Source organism: Anaerorhabdus furcosa, assembly GCF_900167375.1.
In the GTDB taxonomy this organism is placed as follows: domain Bacteria; phylum Bacillota_I; class Bacilli_A; order Erysipelotrichales; family Erysipelotrichaceae; genus Anaerorhabdus; species Anaerorhabdus furcosa.
On record NZ_FUWY01000007.1, the window covers coordinates 110,845 to 131,254 of the forward strand.

Genomic DNA, 20,410 nt, shown 5'->3' on the forward strand with positions numbered 1-20,410 from the left:
TATGAAGTTCTATATCATCAATGGTCCCAATATTAACATGGTTGGTATTCGTGAGAAACAAATTTATGGCACAATGGATTTCAATCAAGTGATTGAATTAATTCAAAGTGAATCGATTCAACGAGGAATCGAAGTAGAATGTTTCCAAAGTAATCATGAAGGAACATTGGTTGATATAATTCAAGATGCTTATTTTAAGAATATTGATGGTATTGTGATTAACCCTGCTGCATATACACATACAAGTGTTGCCATAGCAGATGCAATTAAAGCAATTGCACCTATTCCTGTTGTAGAAGTTCATCTCTCAGATATAAAAGAAAGAGAAGCGTTTAGGCACCACTCTTATTGTGCTCCTTATTGTATAGAGCAAATTAAGGGACATGGTCCACAAGGGTACATCATGGCAATGGATGTCCTCATTAAAGCAATTGGTGAAAAACAATGATCTATTTTGGAATAATTGGTCCAGGTAAAATTTCACATCGATTTATTTTGGGAATGAAAGATGTAGTTGGTGCTAAAATCATTGCGGTAGCATCGCGAAATGAGGAAAGAGCAAAGACAGTGAAAGAACAGTATAATTTTGAAAAATATTATACTTCATACATTGATTTATTGAAGGATGAAAAAATTGATGCAGTTTATATTGCAACACCACCCCATACCCATGATGAACTTATTCGTTTATGTTTATCTTATGGAAAACATGTACTGTGTGAAAAACCACTGATGGGAAGTAGTGAAAAAGCTAAGCAATGCTTTGTTTATGCTAAAGAAAAACAATTACTTCTTATGGAAGCAAATAAAGCACCTTTTACACCAGTATTTAATCAAGCTAAAGAATGGATTGAATTCAATGCAATTGGTAAAGTACAATACATTGATGCAAGTTATAGCTACCGTCAACTCTTTGGTGAAGACCATTGGGTTTATTGGAAAGATGAAGCAGGTGGAGGTATGTTTGATGTAGGAGTCTATCCTTTAGCGTTTGTTACATGTTTAATGAATTCACCAGTAGTTGAAAAGAAAAGCATGAGTATTGATCACAATGGCTTATGTGATGGTTTTGAACAAATTCTACTTCGCTTCGAAAACGGAGTTATGGCAAGCGTACGAGGCGGTATCGATGTACAAACTGAGAATAAAGTAATGATTTATGGTGAAGATGGTTTTATTGAATCAAACAATTTTTGGAAAAGTCATGAGATTCAACTTGTCAAAGGAAATGAAGTAGTAAAAAAGCATTTCGATTTCACCAGTGAATTTACATTTGAGATTCAACATTTCGTTGATTGTATAAATCAAAAATTAAGTGAAAGCCCTGTTTTATCTGCAAATAGAAGTATTGAAATGATACAAATTATAGAAAAATAACTCGAGTGGGTTATTTTTTGAACATTAGGGGGTATGTAGAATGAAAGAGTTTTTTAAGAAATACATTGGTCCAAAAGCGTTTTATTTAAAGACTGCAAAAATTGCGATACCATTATCACTACAAAATCTATTATCAAGTTGTATGGGTATTGTGGATACACTCATGGTTTCATGGATTGGTATGGTAACTGCAGTAGGTACTGCTGCACAAATTGACACACTATGTTCAATGATCGCCTATGGATCAATTGGAGGAACAAGTATGTTTTCTTCACAATTTTATGGTGCAAAAGATTATAAAAATTTGAAGAAAACATTTGGTTTGAGTTTATTATTAGCATTAGGTAACGCATTATTTTGGTTTTTAGTCGCAACTTTTTTTGGACAACAAATTCTTTTGTTTTATATGCCAGATGCAGAAATTGTTAAGTTTAGTCTTCAATATTTAGATGTTGCGAAATTTGGTTTAGTTGTGGGTAGTATCAACTTTGCGTTTAGTTATATGTATCGTAGTATCCAAAATGCTAAAGTATCTTTATTAGTTAGTATTATTACGATTTCATCCAATGCAATACTCAACGCTTGTCTTATTTTTGGGTTTGGTATCTTCCCAAAATTAGGAGTTGTTGGAGCAGCATTAGGTACTGTAATTGCACAATCAATTGGTTTAGTAATTTATTTAAGCCATGCGATTATCACAAAACAACCATTCTTTGGAACATTCTCTGAAATGTTTAAGATTGATAAAGTATTCGCATTTCCTATCTTAAAAAAAGTAGTACCATTAATTTTCAATGAAACATTGTTTGGTTTAGGCTCTACACTCTTTATCAAAGCCTTTGGACAACTTGGTAAATCAAGTATGGATGCTTATTATGTAGGAAACCAAATTTATAATACTTTCTTATTCATTGTTTATGGTTATGGTAGTACCATTGCGATCTTACTTGGGGTTAAACTTGGCTCAGGTAAAATTGAAGAAGCAAAGCAAGATGCCAATTATCATTTGGGATTATCATTTATTCTGTCTATCATCTTAGTTCTTGGTATGGTTATCTTCGCAAACCCAATGGTATCTATATTTAAACTTGATGATCCAATTGTACAACTTTTAGCAGTCCAAATTGTTTGGGTACTGGCAGTTAAGGTATCCATGCGTCTATTTAATTTCATTATTTTCTCTATTTTAAAGTCTGGTGGCGAATCAAAAGTAATCCAAATTCTCGATTCAGGTATTCTATGGGTTATTGGGTTGCCTAGCGCGTTTATTTGTGTTAATCTACTACACATGAGTAGTATCGTACTTGTTTTATTAATTACTCAGCTTGAACAATTAATTCGATTTGTCTTTGGAATTATCTACGTACGTAAGGAAAAATGGGCAAACGACATGACAGTTTTGGTAGATTAGTAAAATTTTGATATAATACTCCTGTTAGGTGGTAAAAAATGAAGAAAAAAGAAATGATGATGATTCTTGGCGTAGTAGTGATTGCAGCAGTAATTTTCATTGCTGTTCAATTCATGAATACGCAGAAAAATAAAGATGTAGTTCGTGTTATTTACAAAAGTGATACCGTATTGGAATTTGATCCAAATAAAGATGCAGAATATTGGTTTGATGGCAGTTATGGAAAGCTCATGGTTGAAGTAAAAGAGGGTCAGTGGCGTGTAACAAATGAAGAATGCCCAAACCATGTATGTAGTTCTACAGGTTGGGTATCAGCAGATAGTTATTTACCCATTATTTGTTTGCCAAACGAAATATCTGTTGAATTAAAATAGGTGGCAATATGAAAACTAATTCTACAAAACGTTTTGTGTACATTACACTCTTAAGTGCAATGGCAATTACAATTAATATTCTTGAATCAACACTAATTCCCCCCTTACCATTTGGAATACGATTTGGTTTAGCTAATATCATTGCCCTAATCACAATTGAAATCTTAGGTGTTAAGGAAATGATTATTGTGAACATCATGCGTGTTGTGATTGGTAATCTACTTAGAGGATTAATCTTTGGAACAACTTTCTGGATAGCATTTGGTGGTGTGGCATTAAGTAGTATTGTATTAATCTTATGTAAGAAAATGAATTCTTCGCTCTTATTTACATCAACGTTAAGTTCGATTGGACATACTGTTGGTCAAGTTTTTGTGGTGATGTTTATCTACCAACAAGCAAGTATGATTGCGATTGTACCTTATTTATTGATTGCAGCAATTCCTACAGGTATTCTTACAGGTATTGTAGCGAAAGAAGCGTTAAAAAGAGTAAAAGTATAGTAAATCTAGAACAAACTAAATGGTTTGTTCTTTTTCTTGGATTATGTAGTAAATAAAGAAATAAAAACCCTGAAATACTTGAAAAAACAAGTGAAATACGATATAAGGTACTAAGGGATTGTTTTAAGGGAGATGCAAAATGAATAGGATTAATTGTAGTGTAAAGAAAGTAATAATCTTTCTAGGTTACTAATATGAAAGAATTATTATTAAAAGATTATAAGCCCGAATTAGAATGTGTGAGAAAACTTACTGAAATTAAAAAAGCAAGATTCCCAGTCATTGATATTCATACGCATTTAGGTAAGTTAGGCTTAGGAGAAGAGTATCAGTCAAAATATGATTTAAAGAAATATTTAGATAAATTAGTTAAATTAAATGTAAAGCATATTGTGAATATGGATGGTTTATATCAAGATGATTTTGATAAGATGATGAAGTTTACCACAAATTACAATCACTACATTACAACTTTTATGTCCATTGATTTTTCTAATTTTGGTTCCAAAACATTTGAAGAGGAAACTACAGATCATATATTAGCTTGCTATCATAGAGGTTCTAGAGGAATAAGACTAGAACATCAGATTTCTTTTACTTATAAAGATAAGAAGGGTAATTATCTTCGCTTGGACGATGAGAGGTTAAAGTTTATCTACAAATTAGCGAGGAAATTTGATATTCCTGTATATATCAGAGTAGGAGATAGTAAAGCTTATTTCAAAGCTATAAATGAAAATAACGAACAAATTGAAACCTTAATAAATAATCCAAAACAATCACATTATAATAATGGAAGCCCATCCTTTGAAGAATTATTAGAGATGCAAGAAAACGTAATTAAAGGAAATAAACAAACCAAATTCATTGTAGGACACTTTGGTTCCTATGTTGAGAATTTAAGTTATGTGGCAAAACAGCTTGATGCTTGCTCTAATATGTTTATTGATATGGCGGGATGTGTTGCTGAGCTGGGAAGAGTTCCCTATGCAGCGCGTAAATTTTTTATTAAATATCAAAATAGAATTCTATTTGGAACAGATAGTACACCATTAAATGATCAAGATTTCATCACTTCAGTACGTTTCTTAGAAACATTTGATGAATGTTTTGAACATCATCGACAAGGTCGTTGGTATATTTATGGTATTGAATTACCTAATCGTGTACTGAAAAAAGTGTATTATCAAAATGCATGTTTGTTACTAAAAATCCCAAATGAGTTATTATATATTAATGATATAATTATTAAAGATTTAAAAAGCAATGAAGAGTAATAAGTTCTAAATTAAATATGTAAAAAGCAGGACATAGTTATAGTGGTAATCATTCATAGATTGGATGATTACCACTATTTTTTATTAGTCCCAGATTTTAAATGCTAACTTTTGATAAGAAATTACTTTAAAGAAATTTTAAAATATTTGTTTAAATAATAATCATATACACCATACAATATTGTATGATATTCAGTAAATAGTGTAGTAGGAGGAAAAATGGAAAAGCAATTGAATCAATTTTGTGAATTACTTAAGAATGAAGAAAAAAGTGAAAATACGATACAAAAATACAGAAGAGATATTCAAAAATATCTGGATTACTTAACTGCAAACAACATGGATATTTCAAAAGAAAGTGTGATCGGGTTTAAAAAAAATCTTTTATTAAGCTACAGTGTAACGAGTTCAAATTCAATGATTGTTGCAGTTAATAACTATCTTAAATTTATAGGTAGAGCAGAATACTGTGTCAAAATCTACAAACATCAAGAACAGATCTATAGGAAAGAAGAAAGAAGTTTAGAACTTAATGACTATAAGTTATTATTAAAAGAAGCAAGATTACTTCATGATGAACGTACAAAGAATGTTGTTTGTACTTTTGCAGAAACAGGTATAAGAGTAAGTGAACTTAAAAGTATTACCGTGGATTCATTAAATAAAAGGCAGGTTGTCATTAACAACAAAGGAAAGATAAGAACGATTATTTTAACTGAAAATCTAACAAAAAGATTAAAAAAATATTGTGAGAATCGAAATATCAAATCTGGTGCAGTCTTTATTACAAAAAGTGGGAAGCCAATTGACCGCTTCTATATCTGGCGACTTATGAAAAATCTGGCATTAAAAGCAAAAGTACTTCAAAGTAAAGTATTTCCCCACAATTTCAGACATTTGTTTGCTAAACAGTATTATAAAAAGCAAAGAGATATTGCACGTTTAGCCGACTTTTTAGGACATAGTAGTATAGAAACAACAAGAATTTACATCTCAACAAGCAACCTAAATGAGTGTAGATTACAATTGGAAAAACTATTTTCTATAAATTAAAACAACATAATTCGCATTATGTTGTATTGAAATATTCCTCGCTTATCATTTACACCATTTTATCACCTAAATTTAACTAATACAATTTTTTTTATGTAGCACAAAACAATTAAGTTCTTTATTTCTAGACTTAATTTTTTTGTGGTTTTCGATTTTCAATTTCAGTTCTGCCCACCCATAAAATATAGTTTTCCTTTTAAATTAGTTATTTATGATACAACATAATGCGAATTATGTTGTATTGGTCCAAAATAGGGGGAATAATAACATGAGTAGATTAAATATATTTGGGATAGGTAAGAAAACTAAAGAGCTAAAGCCTAGCGATATTCAGTTAGAAATTGATAAAAAGGAAAAGAGTATAAATCAGATAGAAAAAGAGTTAAAAAAAGCTGATGATTTAATCGAGAAAAACGAAGTGATTCAGGAAAAGGAATATAATGCAAAAAAGAAACAAATCAATCAAAATAAGAAAAAACTGAATACTCTAATTAAGGGTGTTAAAGAAGAGACCTCACTTTTGGAAGGCAAAATAGAAAATCTATCTAAGAAAGCTGTTATTGCAGATGAAAAAATAAGCAAGAAGAAAACTTCTATTAGGAATAATTCAAATAAATCAAAAGAGAAAGTCAAAGAAAAATTAATTGATAAAGAAGAGAAAATAAATGAAGAATTATTGAAAAATAAAGCCGTTCAAAAAGAGAAATATTTAGTTGAAAAAGAGAAACTGATGCATGAATTAGATGCTGTAAAAGACAATACAGAATCTGAGGCATTGATACGCTTAGAAGAGAAAAAAAGGGATATTAAAAATATAGAGGACCAAATAGAAGAAGCAGAAAAAAAGTATTCAAGAACTCTTCTAGAATTAGAAAATGAGTTAAGTGTTCTATTACAAAATAAGGAAATAACAATCGATAATTATAATGATCAAATTCAGCAATATAAACACAATCAAAATGCTGAGTTGGAAAGTAAAAAAGTAGACCTTAGAAATAGAATAAAACTATGGGCTTTTGACTTCGATGAATATGCTTTAAAGAACAAAGCATTTTATGATTCCAAGAAAGCAGAATTAGAATTACTAAATCGACAAGAAGAAGATTTAAATAACTTATTAAAACAGAAACAAGACCAATATGAATTAGAGCGAAGAAATTCATTACAAGCGCATTCAATGAAAATTAAGGAATTAGAAGTAGCTGAAGATGAGTTGAAAAACAGGTTAGATGAGATTCAACAAGAATATCGTGTAATAAGTGATACGTATAATCAAGAAGTCGAATATTTTAAGAGTAAACGAGATCATGAACAAGATGAAATTCAAGACTTTATATCAAAACTGAATCTTGAATATGAACAGTACCAACAAGAAATAACAAGAAAAACTAATGAACTTGATGACAAACTTAAAATAGAGGTGGATGCTCTCTATTGTTTTTATCGTGATTTACTCAAAGACGAAGAAGAAAAGTTCAATCGCCATCTAGACTTTGTTAAGGAAGAAATACGAAGAAAAGATACGAAATTAGAACTAGATAAACAACAAATAGAAACAAAAAAAGGAATGATTGAGAATGAGTACTATCAAAAGATCAATGATCTAAAAGATAGAATTATGACTTGTGAAGCAGATATGAAAAATGTTGAATCTGTTCATCATGCACAATTGTCTAACATAAAGCAAGAGTATGAGAGAAAAATTGTGGAAATTCAAGAACAACTCAAATCGGAAGAAACAGAATTCAAGAAGAAAAAAGCAAAACTGGATGAAGAAACAAATCATTGTATTCAACAAGCAGACGAGAATAAGAAAATAGTACAAACTCTAAGAAAAGAAAATGATACAAAGATCGCAATATTTGAGAAAGAAATCAAAGAATTAGAGAAATCGCAACAAGTTACAGTTGATGAGAAAAAATCAATTATTACACAGTTGAATAAAGAACTACTTTCAATTTCCAAAAATATTGAAGCAATAGAAGAAAAAAGGTTAATTGAACAAGGTAAGCATGAAGAAAGTTTAAAATCTTTAGAGAAAAAACGACAAGATTTATTGTTGAATCATCAAGAGAAAATCCAAAAATCAAAAGATAAGTTTCAATTGAGTATTGAAAAATTTGAACAAGAAGTTTTAAAGAAAAAAGAAGAAATGCAAGAATACTATGAAGATAGTATCCAAAAACTACAAAGTGATCATGAACAACGAATTATTGAATTAAATAAAAATAGTGAAGAACTCGCAAAGAAGATCACAGAAGAAATTAGAGAAAGTCAATCAAAGTTGGAATTCTTAGAAGAAGAATACAAACTGAAAATTGATCATGAACAAAGTCAATTAAAAGATTCGCTAGCTAGATTAAGTGATTATAGAGAAAATTGCAATGAAGCGTTAAATAAAATCAAATTAGATAATAACAATAAACTTTCATTAATAAATGATAATGCACAGAAGAATATCCAAGAAATAGCAAATGAATTCAATAAACAAGCAATTGATCTAAATCAAAAAATCAGAGTATTATCAATTGATTTAGAACGTATGGCAGAAGAAGAAAATGAATTGGTTTTTCATATGAGCCAGGTACAAGAAGAATTCGAATCTAAGAAAAATGAGTTAATCAGCAAGAATACAAATGATTTAGAAGGATATTTAAATGAAGTTAATCAATTAGAGGAAGAAATTAGTTTAAAACGAGAAGAAATTAAACACTCAGAAGTAGCACTTGATGAATTAGTCAATCATTATCAGTTAATTCAACAAGATGAAAATCAAAAATTAAACGAGTTAAAACGCGCATTGAATGAAGAATTCAACAACCAAAATCATGAGATTGATGATTCAATAGCACAACTTGAAACATCAAAAGAAGAACGCATTAATTATTTAAAGACAGAGTATGAAATATCTAGAAGAAACTACTCCAATCAATTAAATGCTGAGCTTTTAAGTATTCAAAATAAAATAGAAGATGAAAAGAACAGAGTACTAAGAGAGCAAAAAGAATTAGAATCTAGATATGCATTGAGTTTAGAAGAAAACAATCGCATTTTAAATAAAATAAGAGATGAAATAAAAGAAACAACGTTAGAATTTGATAGAGAAAAGCAAAAATACGATGATGAAATTACTATATTGCAACAAGAATTTGAGCAAAGAAAGAATCAACTCGAAGAAGAAGCAGAACTTTCAAGAGAGAATAGTATTAAGCAATACAATGAATTTAAGAATGATTTGGTGGCAAAAGCAAATGCATTGGAGCTAGATAAGATTCAAGTTAAAAATTCAATTGATGCAAAGATAAAGCAGCAAGAGAAAAAGAAGGAAGTTATTGATAAATTCATTGAAGATTACAAGCGAAATCAAAAGATATACGAAGATGACAAAGAAAGAGAAATATCAAATTACAAAGTGATGATCAATCATCTAGATGAAGATATCCAGCATCTTCATGATGAACTTACATCCGCAAAATTGAGTAATGAAGAAAAACTAAATGAGTTGTATACAGTTCAAAAACAAGTTGAAGAGCAAATTAATCAATTGACATCAAATCGTTCAGAAAAATTCCAAGAAGCAATTGATAAAGTAAAAGCAGAGCATGAGCAAGTTATTCAAAAATTCATTGAAGAGCAAGAAGAAAAGAAAAAGACAATTACTATACAAAATGAAGAAATACTTCATAATTTCATTGCGGACTTTGAAGATTATAAGGAAAAATTAAATGAGCAATTAGATGCTAAAAAAATGGAAATTGATGAATCGATTCGAGTAGGCGAAGAAAATCTTGCGTTAGAAAAAACTAAACTTGAAAACATTATAACTACTTTACAAGAAGAAGAGAATAAACGAATAGAGCAACGTAACAAAGAAAAAGCTGACTTTGAAAACTACTGGAATAGATCACTTGAAGAAATACGTCTACGGATTAAACAATCTGAAGAAAGAATGCAATTACAAAAAGATGAAATCTATAATCAATATAATCCGGAAATAGAAAAACTAAGTTTAGAATTCACAGAACTACAAAAGCAAGAAGAGAGTATAGTTCAAAATATTCAAGAGTTAGAAGAAAAATTCCAACAACGTAAATACGAAAAAGAACAAAAGCAGTATCAATATGAGAGTGAATGCAAACAAAATGTCTTAAATCTTGAAAATGAAATAAATCAAAAACAAGAGAAGATTATTTTATTGCGTCAAGAATTAGAGCAAGAAGAAATTCGCTATAGTGATATTCGTCAAAAAGAAGAGAATCAACTAAAGGCAAATGTCCAAGCAAAAGAAGATTTATTAGCAGAAGAGAAAGAAAAAATAGATAGAATAATTGGAAAGCAAAAGAAGATTTTTGATAAGCTATCTGCAAAGAAAATAGCAATGATAGAAGAAGAAAATAAACGTAAGTACAAGATATTAGAAAAAGAATTAAGAAGAATTGAAAAGGAAAAGGCAAGTGTGGGTGAAAGCTTTGAATTAACAATGGATGAGCTTGAAAGAATGGTTAATGAAAAAGAACAACTCTATGAATCTTTATTAAATGAGCAAATTGCAAAGAACAATGTTTATATTCAAGAATACAAAGAAAGAATTCATAAACATCAAGCAAGTGATGAACAAGAAGATGTAATTGAATTGAATAAGATGGAAAACTTACGCAGTCAATTACTAAATGAAGAAGAAGTGAGTAATGAAGAAATGGATGCGAATTTGCTAAGAATCAAAAATGAGTTCATGAACAATATCGCGGCCTTAAAAGAGAAAAACAGTCTTGTTTCAAAGGGAATAAGTAAGTTGCATAATGAATATGAACTGTTGGATATGAAATATTTCTCAGAAGATGAAATAGTAGATTATGAAGAGATATTTAAATCATTTGAAAATGAATTAAACAGACGCAAAGCACAATTAAAGAAGTTGGAAGAGGAAGAGTACGATATCCACCAAATTAAATTAAGTAGTCAAGATAAGCAATCTGAACTCTATCAAAAAATGATAAACAAATATCAAAAAATAATAGAATCGCTTGATAATGAAATCGATGATGAACAACTACGCCTAGTAGAATTTGAGAAACAAATAAGTGAAGAACGTCGTCTTCAAAAGGAAATGGAAATTGACAACAAAAACTTATTTAATAAGAAGTTAAGTTTCTTAAAAGAGAAGAGGTATGACAACTAGGATTTCTAAGCACAGTAATAAAAAAGAAAGTTTTGAAGTTATTAAACTTCTAGCTTTCTTTTTGTTTGTTAGTAGATATGTGTTTTGGAATTCGTGAATAAATCAATTGATTCTATATGTTGACATGTAGTACCATCAAAAGTCATTTTTACAACCCAAGGCATGATATCCACAATATGCCAAAATGCATCAAATTCAAATGAGGGTTGGTAATAATTGATGATAGTTGATAGAGCAGTTCCATGAGTGGCAATTGCAAATGTTTTTCCTTGCTGATCTATTAGAAGTTGTTGTAGTGCACTGATATTTCTATCTTGAACTTCTTTTAAGGTCTCACCATTATTCAATTTATAATGAAAATCCTCCCATTGATTCTTTGCAAAAGTTTTAAAGTCATCAATCCAACCTGAATCTACTTTACGTTCTCTAAAGTCCTCAATTTCTTGAATATTTAACTGCTTTGTATCAGCAAAATCTTGAATTGTTAATAATGAACGGCGATAAGGACTAGAGAAAAGTAAATCAATTCCCTTATCCATTAAATAATCCGTTACAAGTTTACAATCGTTTAATCCTTTTTCAGTTAATCCACGCTTTCTTTCATCATGATTTTCATGATCAGATGTAGCGTGGCGAATAAAATAAATAATTGTCATTTATTTTTTATCTTGTTCAATAATATCTCTCAATGCTTCAATCGCAACCTTAATAGCAATTTCAGTATCATGACATTGTGGGTTTTCTAATCCTTGTTTTTCTCTTTCTTGGTTTGCTACGACTAAGAAACAAGAACCACAACGAACACGCAAATAACTTGCAACAATAAACAATGCAGCTGATTCCATTTCAGATGCCTTGCATCCTAATTTACACCAAGCATCCCATTTACGAAGCAACTCAACAGAGTTAGGGAGAGTTTCAGGACGATGTTGGCCATAGAATGCATCTTTGCATTGAACAACACCAGCATGACATGTTTGTCCTAGTTTTCCTGCTGCTTGAACTAAAGCGTTGGTAATTTGTAAATCAGCTACTGCTGGGTATTCGATAGGTGCATATTCTTTTGATGTTCCTTCAAATCGTACGGCAGCTTGTGCTACAACAACATCGCTACCTTTAACATCAATATCCATACCTCCACAAGTACCCACACGAATGAATGTATCTGCACCACAAGCAACTAGTTCTTCCATAGCAATACTAGCTGAAGGTCCTCCAATACCTGTAGATGTAACAGATACTTTAACGCCATTTAATTCACCAGTATAAGTTACATATTCTCTTGAATCGGCAACGAGTACAGGGTTATCGAAATATTTCGCAATTTTCTCACATCGCTTAGGATCTCCAGGTAATAAAACATAGCGTCCAACTTCGCCTTTTGCAACGCCAATATGATATTGTTTTCCTGTGCCTTCTGAGTAATCTATCATGATAAAATCCACCTTTCAATTGTTGTAACATCATTATATTAGATTTGTATAAAAAAAGAAACGATGTAAATCGTTTCTACCAAATTTTTGTCTTTGGATTCATTTCGTTATCGATTGCAAATCCAGCAATCTTCCAAGTTCCTCTTACATTTAAGAAACTAATTTGATACCCAATATGATACTCCTTAGAAGTACTACCAGAAGCAATGTAATAATCAAAGATAACATTCGCAATCATTGAATTCTCATCTTGTTGAACAATGGATAAGACTTCTTCATTTGAGAATTGTGATGTACCATGAGCAGCATACCATTGGTTATCCATTGTTTTAATACGATCATAGAAATCACTACCTGTAATTGTAATAGCACCAATTGCACCAAGTGTACCATCTTTTGTTGGATAACGAGCAACTGTTTTACCAGCATTAATAATTGTTTCTTCTAAATCGGAATCAGTTGTTTCTTTTCCAATAAAGTAAGTGTTGCTTAATGCATCTTTTATTGTTGTATAGCCTGAATTGTCTGTTGTAATGACAGGTTCAGAAATTAAATTGTTTAATTCATAACGTACAACCTTTGGTGCATCACTTTGATCATCAAGACCGCTAAAGTTAGTAGCAGTTACATTTTTGTTTGATATATAATCATTAGTGACTTCAACACCATTAACTTTAAAAATAACACCAGCTGGAGCTTCAACTATACTTGAATGATCTCCTTGGAACACAGTAGAGGCAAGCCACTTACCATCTGTTCCCTTAACGAGTTTAATTACCGCTACTTTTACGTTACCATCATATAAACCATAGAGTAAATCATCGGATGCACTCTTTTCTTCTTGATAGATTAATTTATCTAAACTAACACCATCATAGATATTTTTAATGGCTTGATCATAATCTTCTTTTGAATTTAAATGTGGATCGATTAATAATGAGTTTTCATAGATTCCATTGAAATCATTATTTTTAATTTGTTTTAAATATAAGCTAATAGCACTTTCAGGAAGTTTTGCTTCTTGTTTTGCTAAATTTGTTTTTGTAAATAATACAAATGCAGTAGCAGTACCAATACAAATGAGTAGAACAAGAACTAAGATTGTAATTCCAGCACTCGCTTTAATTCCTTTTTTTCTTTTACTCATCTTATTCACCCGCCTTTACTACAAATGCCGTAGGTAAATTACGAGCACCATAGATAGAAACCGTACTGTTGACTGTTTCATTTTCATATACCATGACAGTAGAGTTACCACCATCAAGATTAGCTGCAGTCATAGCACCATAATCTTGCATAATTTGAATAATATCTGGATATAATGCTCCAAATGATAAAGGTTGACGACCATCCATTACAAGAAGTAGGAATGAGCCATCAGCTCTTTGTCCAATTGCAGTTCTCGGATTTAAACCAGCAAGACGAGCACTATCAAATACATTTTGATATTGTTTAATAAAGATAGGACCAAATGTTACAGCATCACGAACACCCCAATCAAGTGCTTGTTGAGCTGACATATCACCAACAACAAGTTGATTTTGACCATTAATACCAATGACTGGACCATATTCACTAGGGTAACCACTAACAAGTTCTCCCTCAGAGATAACAATACCCCAAGCTTGACCTCCATTACCTTTACCACCAGCATCTTCAAATCCACCAGCGTTAATACCTGCAATACCATCATACATTTCAATATATTCTTCTAATGATGGACCAGGTGCACCTGAATCAAGATATGGATTTACCGCAACCATCAAATCTTCAGGATTTTTCACAATCATCATAAATGCTTGATAAGTAGATCCTTTTAGTGCGTGAATCTCAATGCCATCAGGACTTTCTACTTCTTCACTCTTTACAATGACTTGAGATTCATCAATACCATTTTTAATTGATTTGATTTCTTCATCACTATAAAAGAATTTAGCGATTGTGTGGTCTAAACCACTACTAGGTAAATCTTTTATGAGTTGGTTGCTATAAGCAACAGCGGACCCCTTATATGTTTCCTTTAAGACTAGATAAGTAGTTATTCCAGCTGTGACTAGTATCATGACAATGCACAATGAAACAACTAGACCAACAGACATGGTTTTAGTTCGTTTATTCGACATATTTTCCTCATTTCTATACTCTTATAAATTAATTATAGTAGCAGAGGCGTCATCTCGCAACTTAAACTACAAAAAGCAACCATGAAATTTTCTGTGTTAGTAAACAATCAAATCACAAGTTTAAGTATTTTGTCTTTAATTAGCAAAACTTAAATAAATTTTCCTCAATAAGAAGTCTATAATCAAATTAAGTTAAGGGGGAAAGATGATGAAATTATTTTATGAAATTGATATGAAAAGAAATCTAGTGATTGAAAAACCATTCATGAACTATTGTTTGTTCATTTTAGGAGCGAGTTCTTTAATTTCATGTGTATTCAATTATTTTTATATTGCACTCTTTTTACTAGTTTTGTATTTAGTCCTCATCCTTTACAAAACCTATTATTTTAGAAAGATATGCAAGAAATCTCGTAAATTAACAAGTGTTTGTGGTTCGAAATATTCTCTAAATGATTGCAAACGATATGAGTTTAAGGAAGTTAGAATCTATGAATAAACGTGAATGGCAAATTCTAGAAATACTTTTAAACCAAACCAATTTAATTACAAGAGAAACTATTGCAGAGATGATCAATGTTTCAGTATCCTCGATTAGAAATGATTTAACATCGATACAAGATTATGTAAAGGGCTATGGTTGCGAAATTGATAATGTTCGCGGTGTTGGAATAAAACTGGGTGGAAGTAAAGAAAGTATTGAAAAGTTACGAAAAGACTTAATTGCTAAAGTAGATATTACTTTTGAAAGATATTTACAGATCACCTATGTATTAATCACCAACCGTCATAATACAGTAACGATTGAATCGCTATGTGACCAATTTTATTTAAGTAGAACTGCGGTTCTAAGCGAACTAAAGAAAATACAACCTTGGTTAGCAAAAAGAAACATCAGCATTGAATACTTAAAAGGGAAAGGCAAGATTCAACTAAAGGGAAGTGAGAGAGATTTAAGAGATTGTTTGTCGACTCTCATCAAAATCCAAACAAATATCTTAGATCAAAATGGTTTTCTTTCTTCATATCAAACAATACAAGAAAATATTATCGAATTATTAAAAATTAACCCTAAACCAATTAAAGATGGTCTTATTGAACTCTTACAATCATTAAAGATGGATTATAGTAACAATGCATTAAATACTTTAATTATGCATATTACCATCAGTATTGTGCGACTTGGGCAAGGTAAAGATATTAATGATGACTTTGATATCCAAATTGATTATGAAGATATTTATCATCGCGTATCTCTTTTCTGCAATAACCTAAATCAAACATATGATGTGATTTTTACAGATAGCGAAAAGAAATTAATATATAGCTATTTGATTTACTCCAATGATTTAGTAAAACAAGAATCTTTGTTTAGTAGTCACAACTACAAAGAGTTAGCCAGTCAAATTATTACTTTGGTTGAAGAGATTCGTAGTATTTCAATATCCAATGAAGAAATCGTAAATAGTTTAGTTTTACATCTAATTCCATTATGCAATCGATTAAACAATGGGATTGTTCTAAGAAATCCACTCTTAGAACAAATAAAAGAAGAATATCCAGATTCCTTCGGCATTGCGTGGATGACAAACAGTATCTTTAAGAAACAATTTGAAAAAACACTAAGTGAAGATGAAGTAGGTTATTTAGCCATTCATATTGAATCGATGTTAGAACAAGCAGATAGATTAATTGAAACAGTGATTGTTTGTTCCCAAGGAATTGGTATATCGCAATTATTAGCACAGAAAATCAAGAATAGATTCAAGAAACTCCATGTAGTTGATGTAATATCAGAAAATGATTTATGCAAATTTGAGGCAAGTGATTTGGATTTGTTTATCACAACCTTTTCAATTAATACAAAGAAGAATTCAATCATTGTTTCACCACTACTCCTTGAAGATGATGTTAATAGAATTAATAGCTTTATTGATAATTTCTCAACTAAGTCGCCAAAACTATTTGATGAAATTAAGTTGGAAACAATACTGAAATGCGATTATACAAATCAAGAAATATTATTTGAGGAAGTCGAAAAGAAACTGAAGTCTAAGCATTACATTGAGGAAGGATTTAAAGAAGATTTAAAACATAGAGAATCCAAATGTTCTACCTCGATTGGTGCTTATACCGCTATTCCTCATGCGAATCCACAATTTGTAAAGAAATCAGTCATTTGTGTCGTTACTTTACAAAAACCAATGAACTGGGGTAGTGAGGAAGTTGATGTCTTCTTCTTTCTAGCAATCACCAAATCGGATTTCTCATCAATCAACATTAAACTTAGAAATCTTTATAAGCTACTATATAGTGAAACCTTCCATAAACAATTATTAGATGCAGAAAAACAAGATCAAGTCTTAAAACTTGTAGATATTTAACAGTGAGGAAATAGAGATATGAAAATAGAAGAAATACTTTCAATGGAATGTATAGGATTGGATTTAGATTTACAAAGTAAACAAGAAGTCTTTGAATACTTAACAAATTTACTTTATAAAAATCAAATCATAACAAGTGAAACGGAGTTTCTAGAAGCTGTTAACTATCGTGAAACACTTTCTATGACAGGACTTGTAGAAGGAGTTGCGATACCACATGGTGAAAGTGAGTGTGTGAAATTACCTAAAGTTGCTTATGCAAGACTTAAAAAACCGATTGATTGGGAATCATTGGATGATCAACCCATTAACCAAGTATTCCTGCTTGCAATACCTAAAGATAACAAGGATAACACACACATAAAAATGATTTCAGAATTAGCAAGATCTTTAATGGATAGTAAAATCATCCATGAACTTGAAAGTGCTACTGATATAAATAAAATCATTGAGTTACTAAAGAAAGGGGGTAAAGAATGAATATTGTAGCGATAACAGCGTGTACTGTTGGTGTTGCGCACACCTACATTGCACAAGATCGATTGATTGAAGCCGCAAAGAAAAGAGGACATTCAATTTATGTTGAAACTCAAGGAACAATCGGAAGCGAGAATGTTTTAAGAGCAGAGGACATTAAGAATGCAGATGTTGTGATCTTTGCAGCAGATGTCGCTGTTTCTAAAGAAGAAAGATTTGAAGGAAAACTAATTGTCAGAGTAAAATCAGAAGTTGCGATTAAGCAACCCGATAAATTATTAGAAAAAATCGAACAGAAAATGAAGGAGATAAAATAATATGAAATTTAAAGATATTTATAAGCACATATTAACAGGTGTAGGGTATATGATTCCAATCATCTGTTTAGGTGGTATTCTACAATCATTTGGAACGATGTTAGGTGGCGTAGGGGTAGGAAGTGCTGAAGGTACATTTGCCTATCTACTCTATACAGCAGGATCACTTGCTATGTCGATGGTTGTTCCAACACTTGCAGCCTATACGGCATACTCAATTTGTGATCGCCCAGGTATCGCGCCAGGGTTCTTAATTGGGTTATTATCAGTAAATTACAAAATTGGTTTTATTGGAGGTATTATTGGAGGATTATTGGTTGGTTATTTCTGTAAACTTGTTAAAGATAAATTACCATTACCAAAGAACTTAAAATCATTATTACCTTTACTTATTTTACCTATACTTGGAGGATTATTCTCAATTCTTATTATGCATTATGTATTAGGACCAGTATTGGGTGGATTCCAACAAATACTAATTAGTTTATTTACAGGAATGACATCAGGATCAAAAGTATTGTTTGGTGTTGTATTAGGTGTCTTAATGGGAGTGGATTTAGGTGGACCTGTTACAAAAGCGGGAACTACTGTTGCAAATGGATTAGTAGCAGACGGGATTATTGGACCTGAAGGAGCAAAAGTATGTATCGGTTGTGTTGCTCCAATAGCATTAGGTTTAAGTGCGTTATTCTTTGATAAAAAGAAATATACCCTAGAAGAAAGAGAACAAGCAATCTCTGCAATTGTACTAGGAACAGCTCAAGTAGGAGAAGGTGGATTACCTTATTTAATTCGTGACCCACTACACGTTATGCCAGCTACAATTATTGGTAGTGCAATTACAGGTGCAATCGCAATGTACTTTGATGTAGGATCAGCAGTTATGATGGGTGGTTTCTTTGCTTTCCCAGTAATGGAAAATGTATGGCCAGGGGCATTCATTGCAGTTGGAGTCGGTGTTTTATCCACAATTGCAGTCTTGCATTTCACGAAAAAGAAAGTTCCAGAAGAAGTTGTGGAAGATGACAGTGACTTCGAGGTTAATTTTGGCTAATGAAATATTGTGAAAAAGTGTGTGAAGAATTAATTCTTGAAAAAATGATGTGTATCTTCCGTGTAGATGATGTAAGTGAAGAAATTATTGTAAAAGCAGCTACGAGTTGTGTAGAAGTAGGAGCAAAATTCATTGAAATCACCTACAATCATGAAGGTTTGCATGATAAAACAATGTCCATTGTCAAAAAGATTAAACATGAAATTAAAGACAAAGGTGCTTATGTTGGGGTAGGAACAGTACTCACCATCGAAGAAGCAAAAGAAGCAATTGGTAGTGAATCTGATTTTATCGTTGCCCCAATCTTTGATAAAGAAATTCAAGACTACGCAAATGAGAAAGATATTTATTATATGCCAGGCATCTTTACTGCATCTGAAGCTTGTGCTGCCTATAAGGGGGGAGCTAAGATTGTAAAACTATTTCCAACAGGAGAAGTTGGTTTAGACTACGCTAAAGCCCTCATGAAACCGCTTGGTTTCATTAAGTACTTTGCAGTAGGTAAAATGTCACCAGATTTGTTTAATGAATGCCTTCGAAATGGCTTTGTAGGAGCGGGTATTAGTAGTTCAATCAATAGTAAAGACATTCTTGTCAATGAAAGATATGATGAAATCAAAGAAAAGATTAAAAACTATAGAGAAATAGCACAAAAATTCAATTAATTTAGCTAGGGAAAGGGTTTGGACTCTTTCTCTAGTTTTGTAATAAAAATCTTGCTCTCAAAAGCTGTTTATGGTATTATAACAAAGCACTAGCAAATGGCTCGTTGGTGAAGCGGCTTAACACAGCGCCCTTTCACGGCGTCATTCACGGGTTCGAATCCCGTACGAGTCACCAGTAGGGGTGTAGTACAATGGTAGTATGATGGTCTCCAAAACCACAGACGGGAGTTCGATCCTCTCCACCCCTGCCAGGATAGTTGAATATACCTCCAAAACTTGAACTTTAGTTAGAAAATAACTAGCATAAAGGAAAAGACTTTGGAGGTATTTTATATGAAAATAATTATAGACAAGAAATTAGAGATAGTGAAAAAACACGTTGATGAGGTAATATCATTAGAAGAATTGAGTCAACTCTATAGTTATGATAAATCTAGAATCAAATATTCGTGTGTTTTATATGATTGTCATATAGAGAGTATATTTAAGAATAGAGAAGATAATCAAGAATATACACGAGAATTGAAACTGCAAGCAATAAAACGAGTAATAGATATATAGGGTTAATTGACCCTCAATACTGAGAGACTGGATTTCTCTCAATTCATCAAAAGGCGAAATAGCTATTCAAACAACAAGAACAAGATGTCATATAAAAGCGCTGAAGATAAAAAGAAGCGATTAGAAAATAAAGAAATAGAAGATCGAATAAACTATTTGGAAATAGAAAATGAATACTTAAAAAATTGTACTCCTTGATTCTAAAGAGAAACAAGAAATCGA

Annotated in this window: 19 protein-coding genes and 2 tRNA genes; 17 read left to right on the forward strand and 4 right to left on the reverse strand. The window is 31.3% G+C overall.

Annotated elements, in window-relative coordinates:
• Position 1: 1 nt before the first annotated feature.
• The 8 genes from aroQ to B5D14_RS10625 all read left to right on the forward strand — a co-directional run bounded on the left by aroQ (position 2) and on the right by B5D14_RS10625 (position 11,174).
• On the forward strand, positions 2-448 hold the full coding sequence (gene aroQ, locus B5D14_RS10590) for a type II 3-dehydroquinate dehydratase (protein ID WP_078712605.1): 447 nt from the start codon (positions 2-4) through the stop codon (positions 446-448).
• Entirely contained in the window at positions 445-1,377 is a 933-nt protein-coding gene (locus B5D14_RS10595) for a Gfo/Idh/MocA family protein (protein WP_078712606.1), read from the forward strand. Before aroQ ends, B5D14_RS10595 begins: the two co-directional genes overlap by 4 nt.
• Before the next feature lie 40 nt (positions 1,378-1,417).
• Entirely contained in the window at positions 1,418-2,788 is a 1,371-nt protein-coding gene (locus tag B5D14_RS10600; protein WP_078712607.1) for an MATE family efflux transporter, read from the forward strand.
• Positions 2,789-2,826: 38 nt separating this feature from the next.
• Complete coding sequence (locus B5D14_RS10605) at positions 2,827-3,162, forward strand: NusG domain II-containing protein (protein ID WP_078712608.1); 336 nt, start codon at positions 2,827-2,829, stop codon at positions 3,160-3,162.
• Positions 3,163-3,170: 8 nt separating this feature from the next.
• Positions 3,171-3,665: a Gx transporter family protein gene (locus B5D14_RS10610; protein ID WP_078712609.1), complete on the forward strand. Its 495-nt coding sequence runs from the start codon at positions 3,171-3,173 to the stop codon at positions 3,663-3,665.
• Positions 3,666-3,859: 194 nt separating this feature from the next.
• The gene (locus tag B5D14_RS10615) at positions 3,860-4,942 is read left to right on the forward strand and encodes an amidohydrolase family protein (protein WP_078712610.1); all 1,083 of its coding nucleotides are present in this window, start codon (positions 3,860-3,862) and stop codon (positions 4,940-4,942) included.
• Between the two features lie 219 nt (positions 4,943-5,161).
• Positions 5,162-5,995 carry a tyrosine-type recombinase/integrase gene (locus tag B5D14_RS10620; protein WP_078712611.1) on the forward strand — a complete coding sequence of 278 codons (834 nt, stop codon included), beginning with the start codon at positions 5,162-5,164 and terminating at the stop codon, positions 5,993-5,995.
• 268 nt (positions 5,996-6,263) lie between these two features.
• Entirely contained in the window at positions 6,264-11,174 is a 4,911-nt protein-coding gene (locus tag B5D14_RS10625) for a hypothetical protein (RefSeq protein ID WP_078712612.1), read from the forward strand.
• Between the two features lie 68 nt (positions 11,175-11,242).
• Here the strand turns inward: B5D14_RS10625 and B5D14_RS10630 are convergent, their stop codons facing one another.
• The 4 genes from B5D14_RS10630 to B5D14_RS10645 all read right to left on the reverse strand — a co-directional run bounded on the left by B5D14_RS10630 (position 11,243) and on the right by B5D14_RS10645 (position 14,730).
• Positions 11,243-11,830 carry a histidine phosphatase family protein gene (locus tag B5D14_RS10630; RefSeq protein WP_078712613.1) on the reverse strand — a complete coding sequence of 196 codons (588 nt, stop codon included), beginning with the start codon at positions 11,828-11,830 and terminating at the stop codon, positions 11,243-11,245.
• Positions 11,831-12,607 carry a uridine phosphorylase gene (gene udp / locus B5D14_RS10635; RefSeq protein ID WP_078712614.1) on the reverse strand — a complete coding sequence of 259 codons (777 nt, stop codon included), beginning with the start codon at positions 12,605-12,607 and terminating at the stop codon, positions 11,831-11,833.
• A 76-nt stretch (positions 12,608-12,683) separates the two neighbouring features.
• Positions 12,684-13,754: a hypothetical protein gene (locus tag B5D14_RS10640; RefSeq protein WP_078712615.1), complete on the reverse strand. Its 1,071-nt coding sequence runs from the start codon at positions 13,752-13,754 to the stop codon at positions 12,684-12,686.
• Between the two features lies 1 nt (position 13,755).
• Positions 13,756-14,730 carry a phosphodiester glycosidase family protein gene (locus tag B5D14_RS10645; RefSeq protein WP_078712616.1) on the reverse strand — a complete coding sequence of 325 codons (975 nt, stop codon included), beginning with the start codon at positions 14,728-14,730 and terminating at the stop codon, positions 13,756-13,758.
• Between the two features lie 208 nt (positions 14,731-14,938).
• Here B5D14_RS10645 and B5D14_RS10650 point away from each other — a divergent pair, with 208 nt between their 5' ends.
• The 9 genes from B5D14_RS10650 (at position 14,939) to B5D14_RS10690 (ending at position 20,188) form a co-directional block, all read left to right on the forward strand.
• Positions 14,939-15,229: a hypothetical protein gene (locus B5D14_RS10650; RefSeq protein ID WP_078712617.1), complete on the forward strand. Its 291-nt coding sequence runs from the start codon at positions 14,939-14,941 to the stop codon at positions 15,227-15,229.
• Complete coding sequence (locus B5D14_RS10655) at positions 15,222-17,114, forward strand: BglG family transcription antiterminator (protein ID WP_159443791.1); 1,893 nt, start codon at positions 15,222-15,224, stop codon at positions 17,112-17,114. The genes B5D14_RS10650 and B5D14_RS10655 overlap by 8 nt, the downstream gene beginning before the upstream one ends.
• 18 nt (positions 17,115-17,132) lie before the next feature.
• Complete coding sequence (locus B5D14_RS10660; RefSeq protein ID WP_078712619.1) at positions 17,133-17,594, forward strand: PTS sugar transporter subunit IIA; 462 nt, start codon at positions 17,133-17,135, stop codon at positions 17,592-17,594.
• Positions 17,591-17,908: a PTS fructose transporter subunit IIB gene (locus B5D14_RS10665; RefSeq protein ID WP_078712620.1), complete on the forward strand. Its 318-nt coding sequence runs from the start codon at positions 17,591-17,593 to the stop codon at positions 17,906-17,908. The genes B5D14_RS10660 and B5D14_RS10665 overlap by 4 nt, the downstream gene beginning before the upstream one ends.
• A 1-nt stretch (position 17,909) precedes the next feature.
• On the forward strand, positions 17,910-18,962 hold the full coding sequence (locus B5D14_RS10670; protein ID WP_078712621.1) for a PTS fructose transporter subunit IIC: 1,053 nt from the start codon (positions 17,910-17,912) through the stop codon (positions 18,960-18,962).
• Positions 18,962-19,627, forward strand: coding sequence for a bifunctional 4-hydroxy-2-oxoglutarate aldolase/2-dehydro-3-deoxy-phosphogluconate aldolase (locus B5D14_RS10675; protein ID WP_078712622.1), 666 nt, complete (start codon positions 18,962-18,964; stop codon positions 19,625-19,627). Before B5D14_RS10670 ends, B5D14_RS10675 begins: the two co-directional genes overlap by 1 nt.
• 98 nt (positions 19,628-19,725) lie before the next feature.
• A tRNA-Glu gene (locus B5D14_RS10680) sits at positions 19,726-19,802 on the forward strand.
• Between the two features lie 2 nt (positions 19,803-19,804).
• Positions 19,805-19,878, forward strand: a tRNA-Trp gene (locus B5D14_RS10685).
• A gap of 82 nt (positions 19,879-19,960) precedes the next feature.
• Positions 19,961-20,188 carry a hypothetical protein gene (locus B5D14_RS10690; RefSeq protein WP_078712623.1) on the forward strand — a complete coding sequence of 76 codons (228 nt, stop codon included), beginning with the start codon at positions 19,961-19,963 and terminating at the stop codon, positions 20,186-20,188.
• Positions 20,189-20,410 lie beyond the last annotated feature (222 nt).